Origin of the sequence: Actinomyces sp. oral taxon 169 (genome assembly GCF_013394715.1) — a bacterium.
GTDB lineage: Bacteria > Actinomycetota > Actinomycetes > Actinomycetales > Actinomycetaceae > Actinomyces.
The window spans coordinates 1,694,137-1,712,870 of record NZ_CP058259.1 but is presented as its reverse complement, the minus strand read 5'-3'; the positions used below and the strand labels follow the sequence as shown (position 1 = coordinate 1,712,870).

Annotated in this window: 23 protein-coding genes; 9 read left to right on the top strand and 14 right to left on the bottom strand. The window is 55.0% G+C overall.

Annotation, left to right across the window (positions count from 1 at the left end; all coding sequences use genetic code 11):
* The first annotated feature begins 871 nt into the window (after window positions 1–871).
* The gene (locus HW274_RS07335) at window positions 872–1,498 is read left to right on the top strand and encodes a CDP-alcohol phosphatidyltransferase family protein (RefSeq protein WP_185988505.1); all 627 of its coding nucleotides are present in this window, start codon (window positions 872–874) and stop codon (window positions 1,496–1,498) included.
* A complete protein-coding gene (locus tag HW274_RS07330) occupies window positions 1,495–2,289 on the top strand; it encodes a hypothetical protein (protein WP_185988504.1) in 795 nt (264 codons plus the stop codon). Before HW274_RS07335 ends, HW274_RS07330 begins: the two co-directional genes overlap by 4 nt.
* Before the next feature lie 443 nt (window positions 2,290–2,732).
* Here the strand turns inward: HW274_RS07330 and HW274_RS07325 are convergent, their stop codons facing one another.
* The 4 genes from HW274_RS07325 to HW274_RS07310 form a co-directional block, all read right to left on the bottom strand.
* Window positions 2,733–3,611 carry a hypothetical protein gene (locus HW274_RS07325; RefSeq protein ID WP_185988503.1) on the bottom strand — a complete coding sequence of 293 codons (879 nt, stop codon included), beginning with the start codon at window positions 3,609–3,611 and terminating at the stop codon, window positions 2,733–2,735.
* Between the two features lie 65 nt (window positions 3,612–3,676).
* The gene (locus tag HW274_RS07320) at window positions 3,677–4,597 is read right to left on the bottom strand and encodes a hypothetical protein (protein WP_185988502.1); all 921 of its coding nucleotides are present in this window, start codon (window positions 4,595–4,597) and stop codon (window positions 3,677–3,679) included.
* A complete protein-coding gene (locus HW274_RS07315) occupies window positions 4,594–5,310 on the bottom strand; it encodes an HNH endonuclease (protein ID WP_396027394.1) in 717 nt (238 codons plus the stop codon). The genes HW274_RS07320 and HW274_RS07315 overlap by 4 nt, the downstream gene beginning before the upstream one ends.
* 248 nt (window positions 5,311–5,558) lie before the next feature.
* On the bottom strand, window positions 5,559–5,774 hold the full coding sequence (locus HW274_RS07310) for a helix-turn-helix domain-containing protein (protein ID WP_017178222.1): 216 nt from the start codon (window positions 5,772–5,774) through the stop codon (window positions 5,559–5,561).
* Between the two features lie 104 nt (window positions 5,775–5,878).
* Here HW274_RS07310 and HW274_RS07305 point away from each other — a divergent pair, with 104 nt between their 5' ends.
* Together HW274_RS07305 and HW274_RS07300 are read left to right on the top strand one after the other, a co-directional pair.
* The gene (locus tag HW274_RS07305; RefSeq protein ID WP_185988501.1) at window positions 5,879–6,391 is read left to right on the top strand and encodes a GNAT family N-acetyltransferase; all 513 of its coding nucleotides are present in this window, start codon (window positions 5,879–5,881) and stop codon (window positions 6,389–6,391) included.
* A 179-nt stretch (window positions 6,392–6,570) separates the two neighbouring features.
* The gene (locus HW274_RS07300) at window positions 6,571–6,912 is read left to right on the top strand and encodes a hypothetical protein (protein WP_185988500.1); all 342 of its coding nucleotides are present in this window, start codon (window positions 6,571–6,573) and stop codon (window positions 6,910–6,912) included.
* A gap of 17 nt (window positions 6,913–6,929) precedes the next feature.
* Here the strand turns inward: HW274_RS07300 and HW274_RS07295 are convergent, their stop codons facing one another.
* On the bottom strand, window positions 6,930–7,370 hold the full coding sequence (locus HW274_RS07295; protein WP_185988499.1) for a hypothetical protein: 441 nt from the start codon (window positions 7,368–7,370) through the stop codon (window positions 6,930–6,932).
* Between the two features lie 257 nt (window positions 7,371–7,627).
* On the opposite strand from HW274_RS07295, the gene HW274_RS12910 reads away from it, so the two are divergent.
* The 4 genes from HW274_RS12910 (at window position 7,628) to HW274_RS07280 (ending at window position 9,902) form a co-directional block, all read left to right on the top strand.
* Window positions 7,628–8,230, top strand: a complete 603-nt coding sequence (locus HW274_RS12910; protein ID WP_313902152.1) for a hypothetical protein — start codon at window positions 7,628–7,630, stop codon at window positions 8,228–8,230.
* Window positions 8,193–8,780: a hypothetical protein gene (locus HW274_RS12905; RefSeq protein WP_313902151.1), complete on the top strand. Its 588-nt coding sequence runs from the start codon at window positions 8,193–8,195 to the stop codon at window positions 8,778–8,780. The genes HW274_RS12910 and HW274_RS12905 overlap by 38 nt, the downstream gene beginning before the upstream one ends.
* Window positions 8,781–8,903: 123 nt before the next feature.
* Window positions 8,904–9,119 carry a helix-turn-helix domain-containing protein gene (locus tag HW274_RS07285; protein WP_017178222.1) on the top strand — a complete coding sequence of 72 codons (216 nt, stop codon included), beginning with the start codon at window positions 8,904–8,906 and terminating at the stop codon, window positions 9,117–9,119.
* A 129-nt stretch (window positions 9,120–9,248) separates the two neighbouring features.
* The gene (locus HW274_RS07280; protein WP_185988498.1) at window positions 9,249–9,902 is read left to right on the top strand and encodes a DUF6037 family protein; all 654 of its coding nucleotides are present in this window, start codon (window positions 9,249–9,251) and stop codon (window positions 9,900–9,902) included.
* A 42-nt stretch (window positions 9,903–9,944) separates the two neighbouring features.
* Here the strand turns inward: HW274_RS07280 and HW274_RS07275 are convergent, their stop codons facing one another.
* Together HW274_RS07275 and HW274_RS07270 are read right to left on the bottom strand one after the other, a co-directional pair.
* The gene (locus HW274_RS07275; RefSeq protein ID WP_185988497.1) at window positions 9,945–10,946 is read right to left on the bottom strand and encodes an ImmA/IrrE family metallo-endopeptidase; all 1,002 of its coding nucleotides are present in this window, start codon (window positions 10,944–10,946) and stop codon (window positions 9,945–9,947) included.
* The gene (locus HW274_RS07270; protein ID WP_185988496.1) at window positions 10,943–11,725 is read right to left on the bottom strand and encodes a hypothetical protein; all 783 of its coding nucleotides are present in this window, start codon (window positions 11,723–11,725) and stop codon (window positions 10,943–10,945) included. The genes HW274_RS07275 and HW274_RS07270 overlap by 4 nt, the downstream gene beginning before the upstream one ends.
* 832 nt (window positions 11,726–12,557) lie before the next feature.
* Here HW274_RS07270 and HW274_RS07265 point away from each other — a divergent pair.
* Window positions 12,558–13,367, top strand: coding sequence for a hypothetical protein (locus tag HW274_RS07265; RefSeq protein WP_185988495.1), 810 nt, complete (start codon window positions 12,558–12,560; stop codon window positions 13,365–13,367).
* A 58-nt stretch (window positions 13,368–13,425) separates the two neighbouring features.
* Here HW274_RS07265 and HW274_RS07260 read toward each other — a convergent pair whose 3' ends face one another.
* From HW274_RS07260 to HW274_RS07230, 7 genes are all read right to left on the bottom strand, one after another.
* Window positions 13,426–14,052 (bottom strand): nucleotidyl transferase AbiEii/AbiGii toxin family protein, encoded by a 627-nt coding sequence (locus HW274_RS07260; protein ID WP_185988494.1) that lies wholly within the window; start codon window positions 14,050–14,052, stop codon window positions 13,426–13,428.
* 103 nt (window positions 14,053–14,155) lie between these two features.
* Window positions 14,156–14,701, bottom strand: a complete 546-nt coding sequence (locus tag HW274_RS07255; protein WP_185988493.1) for a hypothetical protein — start codon at window positions 14,699–14,701, stop codon at window positions 14,156–14,158.
* Window positions 14,702–14,827: 126 nt separating this feature from the next.
* On the bottom strand, window positions 14,828–16,204 hold the full coding sequence (locus HW274_RS07250; protein ID WP_185988492.1) for a hypothetical protein: 1,377 nt from the start codon (window positions 16,202–16,204) through the stop codon (window positions 14,828–14,830).
* Between the two features lie 245 nt (window positions 16,205–16,449).
* Window positions 16,450–17,064, bottom strand: coding sequence for an Imm5 family immunity protein (locus HW274_RS07245; RefSeq protein ID WP_185988491.1), 615 nt, complete (start codon window positions 17,062–17,064; stop codon window positions 16,450–16,452).
* Between the two features lie 26 nt (window positions 17,065–17,090).
* Window positions 17,091–18,176 (bottom strand): hypothetical protein, encoded by a 1,086-nt coding sequence (locus HW274_RS07240; protein WP_185988490.1) that lies wholly within the window; start codon window positions 18,174–18,176, stop codon window positions 17,091–17,093.
* A gap of 21 nt (window positions 18,177–18,197) precedes the next feature.
* Complete coding sequence (locus HW274_RS07235; protein WP_185988489.1) at window positions 18,198–18,461, bottom strand: hypothetical protein; 264 nt, start codon at window positions 18,459–18,461, stop codon at window positions 18,198–18,200.
* 6 nt (window positions 18,462–18,467) lie between these two features.
* Complete coding sequence (locus HW274_RS07230; protein WP_017178227.1) at window positions 18,468–18,728, bottom strand: hypothetical protein; 261 nt, start codon at window positions 18,726–18,728, stop codon at window positions 18,468–18,470.
* Window positions 18,729–18,734: the final 6 nt, after the last annotated feature.

The window sequence follows — 18,734 nt, the reverse complement described above, 5'->3', positions numbered from 1 at the left end:
GCCGCAGGTGTGCGGGCATGGCTCCGACTCGACTGATGCGGTGCTCGATAGGGCCGTAGTTAGTGATGTGGACGCAGCAGCCTGGGTTGCCGATAGCCGGCTCAAGGCCAAGCCGGAGCCCCTTGGGTTGATTGACGGCCTTGGGGACTGTCCGAAAGAGAAAGACCAAGGCTGCGATCGCGACGGGGACAGCGCTGAAGATAGTGGCCCAGTTAGCGGCTGTATTCAGCATGACCATCCTGTCCGCTTGGGGGAGTGCAGACCAGCGGTGGCACTGGTGGCCTGCATGAGGTGTCGCTGTCGTCTGGTCTCGTGCAGCGCTTCATCATCGTAGGCCGCCCAGCCGCGCCAGCTCTGGGCTCCCGCGTATCTTCGGCATCGCACTCTGGTAACGATGCACGCAGTCGGCGGCCGGAGCCGGTCCACGAGCAACCTGCACTTCGTCAACAGCAGGCACTCGCTGACAGCGGCGGCTTTCCCCGCACGCTACCCAGGCAGAAGGCAGGAATCGCCCTCACCGTCGTCGCCCCGGACATCGCCAACCAGCCCGTCCTAGCGCGCTTTTCTTACGGCTGCCGGCTACCGCAGTAGTTCCGCATGAGCGCCGCTTGTGCTCATCCTCGATGGACCAGCAAGCAGTTTCGTGGATTGATACGACGCTGCGCACATCTGCGCGATCGCTCAGCGTGCGCGGCAACACCGCTCAGCGTTTCATCCAGCAAGTCACCCATTGACGCGCGCCGCTTCGCCAATGTCGCTTTTCTTATGGGTGTTGCCTATTAATTGTGGGGCTAGACACTTCCGCCCGCGCTTTGCACGATGTTGCTGCATGTCACGACGTCGTCACAGCAGTTCTAGAGATTGGATCATCATGTCTGCTATCTTCGCATCTCTCGACAATCGCTTCAGTGTGGCCAGCTTGCGCAGGCCCAGCCAGGGCCTATACGCCAGCACTATCGCGCCCGAGCAAGTTGCGCCAAGTCAGCTGGCGCGCATGGCGGCACTCTCCGTCACGCTCGTCCGCATCCCCATCATTCTCTTCGGCATTGCTGCTTTGAACATGGGCTGGCAGCTCATGGCCTGCACGTCATTCGTCGCCTTCGCGCTGCTGGACTACTTCGATGGCGTGGCCGCCCGCAAGGTAGGTGAAGACACCGCCTCACGCCGGCTGGGCGATGTACTGCTCGACCGCGTCTCTATCCACACCGTCATCCTCCTGACCTGCCTGTACTACGGTGGGGGATGGGCTGCCTGGAGCGTGCTGCTCCTGCGCGACCTGCTACAGGGTGGCTTCTCCTCCTACCTGCTAGCCAAGTACCGCGTCATCATCATCGGGGCCTACTGGCACATGTCGTACGGCATCGCCATCCTCATCTGGGAGTGTGCCTACGTCATGACGGGATCCGTGTCTCAGGCGCTGACCGTGTGCACTGCCGCCATTGTGTACGCCACGGGGGTGGATTATGTCGCGCGCTGCTTGAAGTTGGTTCGCGCATGAGTTCGATTATCACTCGGGTGTGTGACGCCATAGTTGCTGTTATCGGAAGCATTTTCTCTGAAGAGGACAAAGGGAAAGGGTTAAAATACCCAACGACACACCCTCTAACGCAGGCGGATCTTGTCGGCTGGTACACTATAGGGACAATCTTATCGTATTCTGCCTTCCTTTTAATTGTAGGCGACAAGTATCATATGCCACCGATCAAGTTCTACGTAATTTGGATCGCTTTATATTTGCTATTCTGGGGGTCGATGTATGTTGAGTACATTCCTGTTGCATTTAACAAATGGAATAGCGGCATAGACGAATTCAGTAGAACCATTAACGGCAAGGAGTCGAGGAAACGATATCCAATAAAAAAATGGCGACCTCCTCGGATAGAACAGCACACTAATGAATTCCATTACCCTAAAGGTGTCGCAATACGAGTATTTCTTTTGGTGACGACCTCAATAATTTTTTCATGTTGGTTCACTCTTTACTCGGGTGGCCCGTTCCAAAGCGCATATTCGCAAGTGATCATTGCATATCCACTTTTTGCAACCAACGTTGCAAGGAACCCTAAATCACTCCTGGCGGTGTATTTTGGTGCGATTTTTTGGATGGTGATGTTTGAGACGATCAAACACTATTATGTAGTCGGTCACACAACGCAGAGCTTTTGGTGGTATATTATCGTATCGGTGATTGTGATAGCCATGTCGGGCTTAATAGCTGCAGCCAACAGAAAATATGAACGTGAAGAAATTGAAAATTCCCCAAGAGAGGAGAGTATGCACCTTTCGTGAGGAGATGTTGCACTCTCCTACCTGGTTCCGATGAAGTTCTTAACTAGGAGCGTAGACCGGCTACTACTGTAGCGCCGATTGCCGTGCAGCAAACCGCCGCCAGCAACGCTCTCCAAAAGTTAGGGTCTCCTTTGTCGACTCCAATACATAGAGCGCAAAACAGGACTCCAAAAAAGAGCGCCACCAAGGGAACTATTTCAGCTGTGCGAACTTTTGTAAACTTAATACGCATGCTATTCTCCTAACCGGAGAGTGCAACACTCTCAGTATAAAACTATTGTCGAGTGTGAGTCAATTATTTTCGCCTAATTCTGACAATTATTTTTCATGTTGAGTCACATTCTGTGAGAGCCGCGATTGTCGTTGGAATGGGTACTTTCCTTATCATACGCAAAACACAACACGGAGCGTTATATTCTCGGATGGCTCATTGACTATTGTGTCTACTTGTCACTCGTTAGCGGCTCGTCCGCAAGCACAAGCGCTCCGTCTCGCAACCAACCAACAACAGTTGTAGCCAATAACAGAACGCTGCGCGCAGTGTTTTCGTCGACGTCTTGCTGCTGATCACCGCCGTGTCGATCAGGCTGGTAACCGATAGTAGCTATTACGTCAATAAAGACTTCGATGCCAGGCTTGACCCTTGTCTTACCATTGGCTTTATATTCTCGATCTGGCAGTTTGCACTTCCACTTGTCTGGTGCTTGACGGAGCGCGCTGGCCATACTCCCAATGGTTGCTTTGTCGTTCTTGGGTGAGACGATCGGTTTGAGCAGCGTCTCGATGGCCTTGATAGCCCTACCCCAGGCGTCACTCAAATTTGGTTCGCGTCCGAAAGCAAGGGACCATGCTTCTTGCATGTACTGCGATGCCTGGTCGTCGGGCTGGGTTGCCCACTCATATTCGTCCCAGAGCGCGGGATCAATCCGCTCCACTAGACGGTTGCCGTCGGGCGATACGCGGAGAACGTGGCCAGCAGACTTTAAGATGTGTTCAAGTGATTGTGCGTGGCCGCAACCGTGACCAAGGAGCCAATCCATGACGTCGAGAGCCAATGACTCATCGTACATATCCCAAGGGCCGCTTCTTTGGATGCAAGCGATAACTGCGTCATCTGGATAGAAATTGTCAATGTTGTCGCTGAGTTCATCGATGCGCAGTTCAAGTGCCATCTGAGCTACGAGTCGATCGTCTCCATTTATCGCCTGCTGGATCCACCCTTTAATACCATGTCTCATAAACTGAGGCACATTGTCGACCAAGCTGAACTCAGATTGTTGATTTCTTCTTACTGAAAGTGGCATCCATGGGTTAACTGTCATGTTGTCAATTCCTGCGATATTAGAGGATGAGGTGTTCTATGTGATGCGAGTTGTGTGGATATGTGTCATTTTGAATCGCCTTTTCCTATCATGAACGCAAATGGGATGCCTTCTAGTCCAATCTGTGTTATTGATCGAATCCAGGCGGCCCATTCTGGAGGAAGGATTTTTATGTTGTTGTTGCCCACAAGTATTGCCATCGCGATAATGAGCAACACGCTGCAGGCAAGCGAATATCGCACTATTGTCTTCGACAAGAGTCCTGTATTCGCTTTGTCTGCTGCTACGTCAATCGATGCTGCTAGCTCCGGCGCATCCTTGCTGATGATTGCGTAAGCCTCAGGTCCTGCTGTTGCATCAATAGGCAGCGTCTGAGAGTTAATTAATTGCTCAAGATCTAGACCGGGCGGGACTGTGAACGTGTCGGAAGTTTTGATCGTAGCATCGTATTCTTTCAAAATTGGCGAAAAGTCAATGGCGGCAATTGACTTTGCCAGTCGCTTGTTCAAGTCTTCGTTGAGAAGATGCAACTTGCTCATTGTCTGAGTGAGTGAACTGATCAGCTCAGAGTTGTTTGAGAATGCAAGCGAAGTTTGTCGGATCTGCGGAAGGATTGTTTCACTCAATGTTGAGGTGATTGACGTTAAGTTGCGTCGTGTTTCGGGTGTAAAGATAATTGGTGGAAGTTGAATCTGAATTTTGCTCAAGTTGGCAACCCAGTCCTGTTGTATTTTCTGGCGAGCCTCTGCAATTGCCGATACTGCTTGAAATAGTGATTCTTGAGTCTCTCGTGGTATCGTGAGTCTATTGATGCTTGCGATAGATGAATCCAGGGCGGCTGCACTAAGTTTGGCAATCTGGACAAGGTTCGTGTCGGTCACGATGTTTGCGAATGGCGCTTGTTTGCTCTGATCGCGATTCTCGATATCTGTCATTTCTGCCTCTTTGTATCCTTGAGTATGTGGATGGTTGTGGTTGTCGGTCATAAACCAGCCGCAGCAGTCTCCCTCGCCCACTCCCGACACACTCGCCTATATCGGGGCCATTCCGTTCGCCAGTGGACGCCATCGTGGGCGGGGCAGACCGGCTGGTCGCACAGGATCTGCTGGGTGATCCAGCCGAACCTGGTGTCGGCGTACTCGGCGGCGCGTTCGCGCAGGTTGCGCCACTCCGGCGCTTCGTCGAGCGGTTGGCGACTACGCAGTGCCAATCGCCAGAGCTGCCGCAGTTCCTGAGACTGCTCACTGGTGTCGATCGTGCCCGCGCCGTCTCGGGTGAGATCGTCGGGTATCTCGCCGCGTGCTTTGAGGACGTGGCACCTCCGGCAGAGCCCGCGAAGGTTGCTCAGCTCGACCGATCCGCCGTCGATATGGTCGACCTCGGTCGCCGGCTGCTTGTTGCAGCTAACGCAGCGGCCGTCGTTCTGTGCCAATACCTCTTGGCGGAGCTCGTCGCTCAGTCGCGGCCTGGTGTAGGCCAGGTCAAAGGCAAGGAAGGTGATCATGTTGCTGGAGATGACCAGTGCAGTCATCGGGTCTGTGCTGCGGCCATCGCGTATCGCCTGCCGCACGTAGCGAATCTTCTCGGCCTGCTTGCGGCAGTGCTCCGAGCAGAAGCCGACGTGTTTCTTTCCAACCTCGGTCGGGTCGAGCGGCTCAAGGCAGCTGGCGCACACCCCAACCCTCCACTCCTGCTCCATGGGCACAGGGCACGCCTTCTTCCATGCAACCGAACCAAGCACCTCTGCTGTGAGCAGCCAGCACGACTGTGTGCGACCGCAGCATCAGCGCAATAACTTTGTCAGTATCCCATCGAGGGGTGCTGGCAGCAGTGGGCGGAGGGTCACGGTAGCGTTGCACTGTATCGACTGCGACAGTAGCGCCCTCCAGGAGCGAAACTCGCCCCCATCCGCCACAACCCCGCTCTCGCAACTCCTTCAACCCTGCACTACTTCTGCAGGAGTGTCAGAGCCTCCACCCCAATCTGCTCCGCCATCTTCTCCAGGCTCTTGAGGGTGAGGTTGCGTTCACCGCGTTCCACTCCGCCCATGTAGGTGCGGTGGACGCCAAGAACGTCTGCGAAGGCTTCTTGGCTCAGGCCTCTCTCCAGCCGGTAGGCACGCAGGTTCCTGCCCACCGTTTTCTGGAGATCACCAACAGCCACATCTCTCAGCCTGGCCACCTGCTACTTGAAGGTCTACAGACTGATGAGTAGCATCAAATGGTGCAAGCGGCAGACGATGTGCGGTAGCAGAGGGGAGGAACGCCATGGCCATCACTCTCCAGGCGCTGGCCGAGGCACACATCCCCATCATCCTCGAGGCGTGTGCGGACTGGCCGGAGCTGGCGCAGTATGGCCCACCGTACTGGCGGCCGAGAAGCAGTGCAGAGCTGCGCCGCAAGATCGCTGATACAGCGGGCCCGCAACCGGCCACGGCCTACAGCTTCGTCCTAGCAGATAGCGATGGTCGGCTGGTCGGTGAAGCCTCGATCCATGCCGTCGACTGGCGCAGCCGTGTCGCCCAGGTGGGCATCTGCATCTGGCGGCCAAGCGATTGGGGCAAAGGCTATGGTGCGGCGGGTAGCCGGGCTGTCATCGACTGGGCGGTTGGCCACTTGGGGCTGCATCGCCTGGAAGCATGGATCCTGGCGGGCAACAGTGCCTCGCTTAGCCTCTTCCGCAGTCTCGGCTTTGTCGAAGAAGGCTGGCTGACGCAGCGATACCTGATGGATGGCCAGTACATGGACATGCTGGTGCTGGCACGTATCACTGGGGTGTAAGGAGATGGACGCGGGGGAGTGGATGGTCGGCGGTGGCCAGCTGCTCCCTGTTCTCTACTTCTCATCCTCCCCATCGCTGTTCTCAGTCGGCTGCTGCCGCTTGTCTAGCTTTCGCACCTCGTGCTGCGGTTGGCTGTGGTCGTGCAGGCAGACGGAGCTTATGGGGGAGAGGAGGCAGCATGCGGCCTGAGCAGCCAGCAGGTGAAGCGAAGCGCTGCCCTGCGTGGTGCGTCGTCAACCATGATGTGGCGAGCGATGAGTTTGATGGCATCGTCCACGAGAGTGCTCATCTCCCCGTAGCGGGCGTCGTCCCCCAGCGCGGGCACGGCAGTGACGGTGGGCCCGAGCGACTGGCTGTGCCAACCGAGCTCTACCTGGTGCGCTACCAGTACGCCGGCGAGGCGGACGAGTGGCTCTACCTCGGCGACGGGTACCACGGGCTGGATATCAGCCCCGAGACGGCGCGGCGGCTGAGGTGGGCGATTGGCCGGCTGATGGAGGCCAAATCCGCGCGTCGTTGAGTTAGTGCCAGCGGTACCTACGCTCCCTGCTGCCCTAGTTCGGGAAAGTGGGCTTCCAGGACGCGGAGACGACGGTCGAGTTCGCGGTAGTGGCTGTCTTGGGTGGTGAAGACGCTCTCGTGCATCGTGTCGCGCACGCCGGCTTCGATAATCATCTTGCGGTTGATCCGTGAAATGTCGTGCTGGATGCTCGCCTGCGTTGCCTTCATGTCGGTAAAGTCTTCCTCCAGTTTGGCACCGTGCTCCTCCACAGTGTGCTGCAGGTCAGCCTGCATCTTGGCGATGGTCTTCTGTGCATTGACGATGTGACCCTGCTTCTCGTTCATCTCGCTGTACTTGGTGCGCAGGTCATCCTGTCCCGCCTGCAGTTTGTCGAGACGTCCATCGATCTCGTTGAATTTCTCGGTTACGGTTGCTGCGAGTGCTGTGATTTGCTGCGATAGTTCTTCATTTGTCATACTTCTATTTAAACACAAAGCGGGCGGGTAAACAATGTCGAGACGCTTATTTGTGTCGCATTCAAAACCGGTGCTGACCTGTGCAAATGCAAGGATCTGTTGTATGTGGGGCACCCTTCTGCCGGCATCCTTTGCGGGCGGATTGTCTGCGGCGTCTCGCCCTGCTAGCCGACTTATCTGCGCACCACTTGTAATACTCTGATAATGCTGGTCGTGTTTGCTCTTTGTGTCTGCATTTTGCTATACTATATCTATTCATGGCCAGCAAAGATGTACTACCGTTGTATCGTCGGTTGCTCAAAACAAAAGCAGCGTTGCTGACCGTCTCCTTCACCTTGATCGGTATTCTGCTCATCATGCTCAACGCCTGGCTGGCGACGCTGAGCCTGGGCGACTGGAGCTGGCTGCATCATCTGCCGCTGGATGAGGTCGGTGGCCCACTGCTTGGGGCCGGCCTGGTCTCCACCATCCTGGACTACTCCTACCGGCGTGACCAAGAGGACGTCGCCATTCAGCGCACTCAGCAGGCCATCATTGACCTGTCGCCGGCCAAGCTGTGGAGCGTCCTATGCGAGGGCCTTGCCCACCACCCCGCAGAGCTGTCTCGCCTGACCACGCCCGAACGGCTCGACGATGCGGCGGCAGCCATCATGGCGCAGCGCCTGGGCGACGAGCAGTTCGCGCGCGAGATCTATGCCGACATCCGCGACCAAGCCATCCGCGCTGCCGAGCGGTGGTACGACGTCGAGGCGCGCGTTCGGCTCTCTACTGCAGTAGAGAGGAGTACCGCAGGTACTCCTTACTCCTCTGCTGGACGTCACGGTGGAGTGGGAGTACACCACCGTGCCCAGTGGAAGTGAGCGCCGCTTTGCCTGCGTATCCGATCGGGCGGCATACAACGCGCTGCGCGGCGACATCCCTGCTACCTCCACCTGGTTCATGGCACCACGCCCTGGCATGGACGCACGCAGCCAGGAGTCATACGAGTTGCTCGAGCTAACCGTCGATGGCCGGCCACAGCCGATCCGCCGCACCGTCCAGGCGACTGGCCAGACCTACCGCGTCCAGCTGGACGACGCTGCGCAGAGCGGTAAGCCGGTGAGGATCCGGCAGCTACTCCGTGTTGTCACCCCATCGTGGGGCCACCGGCTCTTCGTTGAGCTGCCTCAGCCTGCGCGTGGGCTCTCACTCCGTGTTGACTACACCGATACAGCCATCGCCGAGATGATGATCACCGACACGGTTGCGGCGACGCAGGTAGCGCGGGTGCATCGTTCGCCGAAGGCTGTCAGCAGCCGCATCGTATCGCTCGACATGCCTGGCTGGCTGCTGGCCAAGGCTGGCTTTGCAGTGACTTGGACGCTCGAATCAGAGCTGCCCCACGACGCCAAGCACCGTGAGGCAGCCTGACGGATCGCAGTCAGTCGCCACCGCTCATCGCTCTCACCTCCCCACCGTTCGGCTGGCATCGCGACCTTGATGCTACTCATCAGTCTGTAGACCTTCAAGTAGCAGGTGGCCAGGCTGAGAGATGTGGCTGTTGGTGATCTCCAGAAAACGGTGGGCAGGAACCTGCGTGCCTACCGGCTGGAGAGAGGCCTGAGCCAAGAAGCCTTCGCAGACGTTCTTGGCGTCCACCGCACCTACATGGGCGGAGTGGAACGCGGTGAACGCAACCTCACCCTCAAGAGCCTGGAGAAGATGGCGGAGCAGATTGGGGTGGAGGCTCTGACACTCTTGCAGAAGTAGTGCAGGGTTGAAGGGGTTGGGAGAGCGGGGCCACTGACGTTCGTCAGCGTAGATGGCAGTAACCTGTATTTCTGCTGATTGTTCGGTAGTGTCGGGTACGTCATCGGCTGGTGCAACGAAGGGGTTGTTATGTTCTTGCCGCTACGCAATCTGAAGGCACTGCGAGACGCCATGCGGACGCAAGGATGGGTGGTGACGTGCTTTGACTTTACCTACAAAAAGCAGGGGTACTACGTCACAGTCACCGACTACATCAACAGCCCAAAGCCGGATGACTATGCGCTCGTTCATCTGTGCTTCATGAGGAAGTCGGATATCGCAGACTCACTCTCGGTGCCAGCAAATCGGAACGGGATTATGGTAGGACCGCAAACGCTAAGAGAGTTCTTTGGCATTGAGTGGGCAAATAACGTAGGTAACCTCCTACGTCAGTTTACCGAGCAGTTTGGTAAGTGGATTCCTGTCGAAATCAAGGATCTGAGCGAGGGACAAAAGAAAGCCGTTGTGCGACAACTAGGCATCTCGGATGCTAGCGACGATCCCGACAAGATCTACTGCATAGATGTGAGGCGAAGCGGCAAGAAGAGTGATGGCAGCTTGAAAAAGCGTTCGCCCTTCAACTCTCAAAAGAGCGAGTTCTTGCGCCCAGAACTCTATGCCAAGTTTAAAGATGACTTGAACTTGAGTTTCTGCTATTCGGTTGACCCATCGGCGGAGAAGACCGATAGGCAGATCATTGCGAGTGTTGCTGCGAGAGAATCTACTCAGCTTCGCCGAAAATGAAGCGCACTCCTGGCCAACGGCTAGAACTGTAGTGGCTATTTTCTAGCATTCATGCCCATAAATAACTTCGTATGGAGTAAACAGTTCGCAACAGTCCGGACACTTTCTCTCGGTCGTTGCGGTCTCACATCCGCAGGTGTTGCATTCAGGACACTTTGGCTCTTTGCAGCGCGGGCATTGCCTTAGATTCCTTGTAGAATCGAGTTCCTTGTCGCAAGACATGTTGTTGCAGACAAATCGCTCATCAACAACTTCACTGATGCCGAATCGCTTAGCTGGCCGCATGGCGATGAAGGTGTAGCGATTTTCGTGGTCGCGACAGGCCTCTGCCCACATATCTGTCAAGGTTGCGCCAGTTAAGTACGTGAATGCGTTTGGTAGCGCCCTTCGGACGGGGCGGTCTGCGGCTTCTTCTGCGATGGCAGCTAGTTCTGAGTGCTTCACACCTTTGGGCGGCGGATGCTGGCTGTAACTGGTTTGCGATGTTGTGACAACGCCGCAGGGGTCAACAACGCAGAGGAGCCAGCGAGCATGCGGTAGCATACTCGTCGCGACGTTTTGTATGACGGCGGAGTGTGACAAGTTGGAGTTAATATACAGACCGGCCATGGCGTCTGCGGGGTGACACAGAGCATCGTCTGAATTCCGTTCAGCTGGAAGGAGCACTTCGGCGGCGAACCGATCGCAAACCATCTCTTCGATGCGCAACCTGTGGTTGGTATCTCGAATATCCATCAAGTGGAAACCCCACTCGATGTGGTGGCGTTGGAGATGATGTGCGAGTTCGTGCAGTACGGTGAACGCGTTGCGTCGATATGAGGAGGAATGTAGATAGATGGTTGGCGGATCCGGGCGATAATAGCCGCTGCCGCATCCGACGTCGGCATGGGGCGCACAGACCAGCTTGATACCAGGGTATCGATCGATAGCGTCAATCGGGTCGTCTCGCAGAGCTGCAATGTCCAGTTGCGTGCACTCTTCGATGAGCTGGTGGGCGATGGCTGTTGTGTCGTGACTGGCGGCAAGACCATCCCAGGTGCTCACGGAGCATCGACCCTGGAAAGCGCGTCTTTGAGCTTTTCATCGATGCGGTTTGCGGAGTCGTCCCGAGCTGCCAGAGCGAACTCTTCTCGCGTAGCCGTTCTGACCTGCTCCTCACTCAAGCCAGTCTCCGCAACTCGCGCTTCAACGGCTTCCTTGAAGGCTGGCGAGCTGAGGTGCGCTTCTGCGGTGGCGTACGGGTCTGGGCCCGTCAAGTCGTCGCTGCTCAGGCCGGTGACCCGCATCAATGCTGTCAGTTGCTCATCTGTTAGTGGCGCGACACCGTCCCAGTAGGGACGCGTCTGCACGACGTCGAGGTTGAGGGCATTGGCCAGAGCCCTGGAGCTTGTGAGCTTGTCGGTACGTAGCCAGTGCTGGCCAGCTGGCTTCCCGGTATGGAAGCAGTAGCCGTTCCATTCATCAATGAAGGCTCGGTCAGCATCTGCGTCGTACGCGCCTGTGGCAAGCGGGAGGACTGTCAGCTCTGCTTCTGGATCCTCCATCTCATCGCTGATGATGTCGATGGCATCCTGGCTAAGGAGCGTGCCAAGGCGGGTACCAAGAAGGTGGTTGCCGATGCCCGTCGGGCGAGTCGGCCACAGCGCAGCTCCCAGAGCTCGGTGCTCGTCGTTGATGGCAAGCGCTGGTGGAGAGCTATGGGAGGTACTGGTGACTGGCCAGACCACCGCGAAGGAGTCATGAGCCTGCACCACCATCGCGGTCGCGAGGTCAGTGCCATCCCAGCGGAGAGTCCAGACGTCACCGGGGGTGACTGTGGTCATGATGATGGGTGCGCTCCTAGGTCTCACATAGGGAGGGGGATGGGTGAACGTTCTACAGTGTCAGTAACGAGGCTTGGGACGGTTCCGATACAGATCCATCATCTTCTGCTTCTCGTCGGCGGGCAGTGCGCCCAGGTACTCGCACAGACCTCGCTTGCCCGTATCCGACTTGTAGACCGAGTGTATCCAGCGTACCGACCAGGCTCCCTCACGCTCCAATCGATTCGATGAGATCTCGGGCATTGCCCGTGATGCCACGTCATCTCGCGGCGAGATGTCGCTAGAGAGACGAGGGACCGCTGTCCAGACCATAGGGTCACGAGGTCTCTCCGCCACGCAGCCCATAGGACGAGCTGGCTTACCGACCCTGGGTGGGTGAGGCGTTGCTTGCGCGTCAACCCAATAGACGTCACCTATGACTGCTCTGTTGTCAGGCACGGGCAGTATTGTAGAGAAAAGTCTGAGAGTTTGCTAGTCGCTGCAACGTAATGCAGAGATCGGTTGATAACATAATGTGATCTGGCAGCTTCATGCACGTGTTCCAAGTTATAGTTCCGACACATATGGTCGATGAGAACTTGCTACCAGTATCTCATATAACTGGAGACCCTTGTTTCGATGCTGTGATTGATCAGTGTCGGAAGGTTATATGTGTTGGTAAAATGCATCGAGTATGAACGCTTCCCTATCTTCGGAAAGGTAGATGAGTCAGATGCCACATACCACTGCTTGCAGTAATTCGCAACGCGAAGATTGTAGCTGTGAATGTAACGGATGGAGTCATGGCACAAATAATTTCAAGCATCTCGTGCCTCCTGGTCAGAAACATCCTATGGAAGGAGGCAAGTCAACAAATTGGATGCGCAAAACAATCGAAAAATTCGAAAAATATGAGTTTGTTAACCCTAAAATAACGGTAGAGCTTGTCCAGTCTGCTGGATATGTCTCGGCACAAAATATATTTGAATCCAAGTCTCAAGAAAACGACCTACCTAAGTGGAATGAATTTTCTGACATACTGGAGTCCGTCCGTCAGGAAATTGTAGACGACCTGAGGGGTCAAATTGCCCAGAGAATTGCTTCCGGAGTAATTAACAAGACTTTCAAAGCTGAAGCTGATAGAAAAGCTGCAAACCAGCAGGTTACTTTAGTATTACGGTACGGTCATCTGGTATGTGCGATCTGTGCGGCATTGCTGGAGTTCTATCAGAAGATTGATGAGCTAACTGACGAGATGGCTAAAACTCTAGCAAGCAATATAGTCGATTCGGTAGTTGAAACGATTGAAAAAGAAAAAAAGATCCGAATAGAAGAGTTCGTTAAGACTGTGGTTAAGAAATTACTCGAGCGCGCTCTTAAGAAAATATTTAAAACTCTGACCACCAAAATGAGGGAGATTGCTATTCCGCTTCCGTGGGGCAATAAGTTGGCGTTACGCATCATTGGAGTCTTAACTTGCCCTGATCCTGAAAAACATTTCGAAGTTATGAAATACTGCCTAAAACCCCTGGTTGAAGAATGCCTGAAGGAGCCTATTAAAGATCAGCTCCCCAAAGATTGGGAGGTATTTCTTAAGTCGCTTTTGAAGCGGATAGAGCAGATCGAGGCTAGTCTAAGTCGTGCACAGGTAACGGCGCCATGACGGACAACAACGTCACTCCAGCGACTAGAACTGTGAGTACTCGCCGTCCCATGTTGGTCTATCCCCCTCCTCGCTCCCGTCTCATCCTTAGCACGTTCTCGACGAGGCTGACGGCGATGTGGGTGAGGTCGAAGCGGTTGAGGATGTCGTCGTCCTGCATGATGACTTCCAGGTCGTTGAGGCCGATGAGGTCGATGAGCTGGTCGATGCGGGTCAGGTCGTCGTCGCTGATGGCCTCAGGGTAGCGATGGAGCAGGAAGCTGGTGTCGAAGATATCGCGGGCCTTGGTGCGGTTGACCAGAGCGTCGATCTTGAGCGAGGCCAGCTTCTCCAGACGATAGGTGCGGATGCCGTTGATGGTGGTGACGTCGTCTTCGTCGATCTGCTGGGCCTGGCGGTAGGAGACCTCGATCTTGAGCGGGCGCATGACGTCGTCGCGGTAGTGCAGCATCTGGCGGTGCACTGTGGGCGTGTGCTTGGCATCGCGCAGGCTGTGGACGGGCAGCTGGGCGGCCGCGGCACCGGCTTGGATGGACTCGGTCAGATCGATGGAGGGACTACGGCCATCGAAGTCGAGATCAATCGAGAAACGTGGCAGGTCGTAGGCCAGGAGCAAGGCGGTGCCGCCCTTGAGGACGAAGGCGTCACCGGTGCGGCTCGTCAGCTCCTGGGCAATGGCCCGCATCAAGGCGACGTGGCGTGCCTGCTCTGGCGTGAACGGGTGGTGCTCAAACGGCCCTGGTGAGTGGGCTTCTGGCGTGTGCTGGTGTGGTGGTATCGGTGGTTCATCACCCATACACCGCCCTCAACGCACGTGCCTCATCAGCAATCCAGCGACGTAGCTCGTCCTGGGCAGCTGGGTGGAAGGCCGACTCAAGCAAGGTAGCCTGCTCGAGGAGCCGCTCGCCCTGCTCTTTGGTGTCAAGCCAGTCAGTAGTGGCACCAGTCAGGTTAAGGACGCGTCCCCACCGGTGGAGGGAACGGTAGAGCAAGTCCAAGATGGCGCGTGAGTGGTTGGCGATGTAGACCCGCTGCATGCTGGCAGGGATGTCCAACCCCTGAGCTGCCAGGCGGTCTCTGCCCTCGTAGATGCCCAGGTCACCGTAGATCGACGTGGTGTCGATGTCTCCCATGCCGGCCAGGGTGACCTGGCGTGGCTGCTCAGCGCCGTCCTGCCAGTGGAAGACGTCATGCCAGTCCCCGCTGGTGCCTTCTGGCGCGGCCAAGTTCAAGGCATAGAGGCCAGTGATGTAGTGCTCTGGCGTCGTGGGAGGAATCTCAACCTGCCGTGGAAGAGACGCAAGGTATTCAGCTTGAGAATAGGCAGACGGCATGATGAGTACCTCCTTTGCCTGTTAAACGCATTATACTATTGAGGATAACATAACGGGCGGGAGGATGTAAATATTGCACCATCTGTCCTCTTAAACTTTTACCTTAAGTGCGCCCGCGCAAACTACTTAACCCTTCATCCCCCGCAGTTTCTCCGTTATGGCCCCGACCTGACCAAGCCCATAGTTATCCGCATATTTGTGAGCCTCATCGGCTTGCTTAGTCTTTTCTTTCAGTTGCACTTCAGCCTGTTTTCGCTCATCCTTGCTCTGGAGATAGATTGCTAGCCAAATCATGTAGATTATGACCAAGCCGGCAATTATTGTGGTCATTATAGGTACCTCACTACCGTCCCTGAGATCGCTTGGCGTAACGTAGCTGGCAAATATGGACGCTATTGTCAGAACTACCGCGATAACAAGAATTATGGGATTTGGCTGCGCTTTTACCTTCGGTAGTTCGCGGTCCTTGTCGTCTACGGTCGGCACCGTATCGAGCATGTCGATGCGTTTTTTCATGAACTCCAGTCTCTGAATATTCAGCTGGAGGAACTCACGAACTTCGTTGGAGTGCTTCTCGGGTATTTCTTTCGAATCGAGGCGAGATAGTTCCTTCCGGAACTCCTGCAGTGGCGCAGTGGAACTATCCTCAAAAGGGCGATATTCTTGAAACTGGTACACATCTTGAATGTAGTCGTCTTCGTCTACTTCATTGGCGAACGAAAAGCACGCATGCTCAATTGCGTAGTAATACGCATGTTGGAGATCCTCCATCGTCTCGGCATCCAAGTCTTCGTTATGGCGAAGTGCTTCTAAGCAGAGCTCGATGGCAGCATCGCAGTCGCCGATGCCGATGTACGAATAGGCTGCCCGCCACGCCATCTCGGAAGGAACGCCGGCTTCGACGGCTTCAAAAGCGCGCTCGTAGTTCTCCACCGCCTTCTTGTGCTTGCCGAGCAGCCGGAATGCTTCGCCGCGGACGTAGTTCACGTCAGCTACATTCTCTTCGCGAGTATCGAGGATATAGGCATTGCTGGCGTGGTCTCGTGCGCGTTTGTAGTGATTGCGCTGTTCTTTCTTGCCATTCGCTCGTGAGCCTTCGCGAAGCTCGATCCAGGCTGAGATGACATAGCTTTGCGGGTCATTGCCGTGTACCGCTCTAGCCTTGCTGGCAGCGGCTCGGGCGGCGTCGTCATCGTCGACGAAGTAGTACTTGCGTGCCTCGGCGATCCAGTCAATGGGTGCGCTATCGTCAACTGGCTGCGACAGAAGCGTTTGATCGTAAGCCTCGCGTGACGCATCGTCTCGGAAGACGAGAGCAGCGTCTGCCAGGAGGCGGAGTTTCTCGCTTGCCTCAGCACCTTTGTTTCCACTGAGAACAGCTAGCTGTCGCCATTGACGCCGAACGCGCTCAATATCTTGGCGTAGTTGATCTGTTGATTCTTTCCGTTTGAAGCCGAATTCTTGGTAGTAGTCTATGGTGGTTTCCTGTTGCAGATCGGACATTCTACTCTCATCTCCATTGTATGAGGGGCTCATATGCGATAATGGTGACTCTGTCTGAGAAGGTATATAGTGAGGTTAATTCGTAAAACTAACCGACGCTGGCATCTGCGCAGTTCACAGCACTTTCGATGCATGCTGTAAATAAGCCTTACTGATTCGGTGTAGGAATAACTGGCTGCATACTGCTAATGATTCTGTTTTAAGAACTGACCTTGACGATCTTAACTGATAGATGCACGGTTATGCTAGTCGTTCATTGCTGCAGGAATCGCCTCATCAAGGTACCATGTCCAAAATGCGCGACGAGCGTTAACATCAACATCTTCTGCAGCCTGCCAATTCAACCCGCGAGCAGCAGCAGCCGAGCAGGCGTAGCTCAAGTCGAGGGAATCTGGCAGTAAATCATCATCCTCGAGATCGCTGTCCATATCAACTTCGTAGTACAGATCTCGGTGGCAGGCTGACATCACAGCGCTCGCTGCGGCATCGGCCACAAAGGTTGCTGGCTCAGTAATGCTGTCGAGTTCCGTGTCGAAAAGAAGATCCTCAAAGTAACTGCGCGCTTGCTCTTCTGCTTCTGCTGGATCAACCTGTCTGTCTGCGACATTCTGTGCGAGCGTGAGAAGGTCTTCAACTCCAGAGTCATCAGGGAACGCACGATACCAAACATTTTGTACGTGCCGAACACACATCGTATTGAGTCGAAGGCGGATTTGGTATGAGAGGTCGGCATCGTTCTCGTCGATCATTGCCCGCCAAATTGCAATACGGCGCTGTAGTGAGAGGATTGCTTTGTCGTTTGCGGCGAGTTCTTCGCGGGCTTGTTGTAGTTGTTGGTTGAGGCTGTTCATATCAATCATTTACTATACTCCTTTTAGGTAGAATGTCAATTCCAGTACTTACCTGGAATCGGGTCGTCGGGTTTAACTTCGTTTCCACCCGGCATTGTTACTGCACCATCGTGCCAAAATACCCAGGTGCCATTTGGTTCTGTGACGTACCAGATCCTTTCATTATGTTTGGCGTATTTACGGAACCAGCCGGGGCAATCTCGGCATAGTGGTCGAGATACGCCAATTAGTGATTCTTTTGCTATGATAGCTTGTTGCCGTTCGCAATGGGAGGCAAAAGCTCTTCCTGTGATTCCGTGATCTCTACATCCGGATGATCTGCGGGGATGTGAGATAATTTCGGTAACTCTGAGCACGTCATTGTCGTTTGGGGTATGGAATCCTTTGGGGCGCCTAGTGGACCAACCGCTTAACGTCTGATTGTGATCAGACGAAATGGTTTTACTTTTGTACTGCTTGATCGAATTGACTTTCTGGGCGCGAGCTGCCGCATTTTTGTAGGCTATTGTAGATTCTGTGACGCAGTTTTCTTCAATCTCTGCGAGCTTTTGCAGTAATAGTCGCATCGAAATAGCGCTATTTACTCCTAGTTGATCAGAGATGCTTATAATTTTAAACAGTTCGCTGATTCGTGTGGTGAAGGCTCGCTTTTCGCTGATGCTTTTGCTGCTGGGATCCTGAGAGTTTGGCGCTCTGTTCTGGGGTGTTGAGTTATTCGGTGAGCCGAGTTTCGCGTCTGCTTTGATCTCGAGGGTGTCGTTGTCCGTTGGGGCGGCTGGGGGTACTTGTTTCGACTGGTCGTCGCTTTGGTGTTTTCCTTCTGTGTTAGCGAAACTGGCATATCCGGTTGAGCCTTTAATTCTGCTGATCAAGTCCTCGCTTGCGTTGTTATGTGTTACAATACAGTTGCCTGTTATTTCACGTATTGAGTTTTGTGCTCTTTCGAGATATTCTTGTGCTGCTTGTGCATGATCATTATCGTATGTCAGCAGCTTGGCCCGGACAGTTGCTATTGTGTCTTCAAGGCGTTCGAGTAGTCGCTGTGTTCCGGTTGGTGAGAATGCAACAATGTTTCGACTGTCGTGGAGGCCATCTATCACTTCCTGAAGGTTGTGTGTCATCAGTCGCAGTCCTTTGAGTTACTAATCGTCTGGTGGTGGATCGTGTGGAATATTTTCTATTGCGGCTATTGCGTTGTCGATGCTTGCTCGACAGTTGTCCATATGTCCTTCTGCTGCGTGCATTTGCTGCAGCATCACTTCAGTTAGCTGGTGACCGTCGGCGGCGCTATGCGTTATTGCGGCTGCATCGTTTATGCTGGTTTTGGCGGATGCCGCGATCTGGAGCGCAGATTCAAGCGTGGCGATCAGGTTGTCACGCGCCCCTTCGCTAATGGTTTCTGGCATGAGGGGCTACTGCTGTGCGTGCTGGACGAAGTCGTCGACGGCGGAGCTGAGCTGGCTCATGGCGGCGGCGCAGCTTTCGAGAGCTTGGCTGGCGGTGCGGACTTGCTGGGCGGCGCTCTCGCCCGTTTGCGAGGGAGCGGTGACGGATTGGAGCTCATCTGCCTTCTGAGACAAGGACTGGGCGGTGGCGCTGGTGCCGGTGCTGAGCTGGGTGGCGTTGCTGCCGATCTGCTGGGCAGCAGCGACGACGTTGGCGAGGGCGGGCATAGCGGT

Excerpts from the sequence above, each read along its gene's own strand:
- HW274_RS07270 (WP_185988496.1), bottom strand. The coding sequence starts at position 11,725 with ATGACCACAGTCACCCCCGGTGACGTCTGGACTCTCCGCTGGGATGGC.
- HW274_RS07335 (WP_185988505.1), top strand. The coding sequence starts at position 872 with ATGTCTGCTATCTTCGCATCTCTCGACAATCGCTTCAGTGTGGCCAGC.
- HW274_RS07240 (WP_185988490.1), bottom strand. The coding sequence starts at position 18,176 with ATGACACACAACCTTCAGGAAGTGATAGATGGCCTCCACGACAGTCGA.
- HW274_RS12910 (WP_313902152.1), top strand. The coding sequence starts at position 7,628 with ATGGCCAGCAAAGATGTACTACCGTTGTATCGTCGGTTGCTCAAAACA.
- HW274_RS07295 (WP_185988499.1), bottom strand. The coding sequence starts at position 7,370 with ATGACAAATGAAGAACTATCGCAGCAAATCACAGCACTCGCAGCAACC.
- HW274_RS07300 (WP_185988500.1), top strand. The coding sequence starts at position 6,571 with ATGCGGCCTGAGCAGCCAGCAGGTGAAGCGAAGCGCTGCCCTGCGTGG.
- HW274_RS07330 (WP_185988504.1), top strand. The coding sequence starts at position 1,495 with ATGAGTTCGATTATCACTCGGGTGTGTGACGCCATAGTTGCTGTTATC.
- HW274_RS07280 (WP_185988498.1), top strand. The coding sequence starts at position 9,249 with ATGTTCTTGCCGCTACGCAATCTGAAGGCACTGCGAGACGCCATGCGG.
- HW274_RS07235 (WP_185988489.1), bottom strand. The coding sequence starts at position 18,461 with ATGCCAGAAACCATTAGCGAAGGGGCGCGTGACAACCTGATCGCCACG.
- HW274_RS07325 (WP_185988503.1), bottom strand. The coding sequence starts at position 3,611 with ATGACAGTTAACCCATGGATGCCACTTTCAGTAAGAAGAAATCAACAA.
- HW274_RS07305 (WP_185988501.1), top strand. The coding sequence starts at position 5,879 with ATGGCCATCACTCTCCAGGCGCTGGCCGAGGCACACATCCCCATCATC.
- HW274_RS07265 (WP_185988495.1), top strand. The coding sequence starts at position 12,558 with ATGGAAGGAGGCAAGTCAACAAATTGGATGCGCAAAACAATCGAAAAA.
- HW274_RS07230 (WP_017178227.1), bottom strand. The coding sequence starts at position 18,728 with ATGCCCGCCCTCGCCAACGTCGTCGCTGCTGCCCAGCAGATCGGCAGC.
- HW274_RS07255 (WP_185988493.1), bottom strand. The coding sequence starts at position 14,701 with ATGCCGTCTGCCTATTCTCAAGCTGAATACCTTGCGTCTCTTCCACGG.
- HW274_RS07250 (WP_185988492.1), bottom strand. The coding sequence starts at position 16,204 with ATGTCCGATCTGCAACAGGAAACCACCATAGACTACTACCAAGAATTC.
- HW274_RS07320 (WP_185988502.1), bottom strand. The coding sequence starts at position 4,597 with ATGACCGACAACCACAACCATCCACATACTCAAGGATACAAAGAGGCA.
- HW274_RS07245 (WP_185988491.1), bottom strand. The coding sequence starts at position 17,064 with ATGATTGATATGAACAGCCTCAACCAACAACTACAACAAGCCCGCGAA.
- HW274_RS07260 (WP_185988494.1), bottom strand. The coding sequence starts at position 14,052 with ATGCGGGCCATTGCCCAGGAGCTGACGAGCCGCACCGGTGACGCCTTC.
- HW274_RS07315 (WP_396027394.1), bottom strand. The coding sequence starts at position 5,310 with ATGGAGCAGGAGTGGAGGGTTGGGGTGTGCGCCAGCTGCCTTGAGCCG.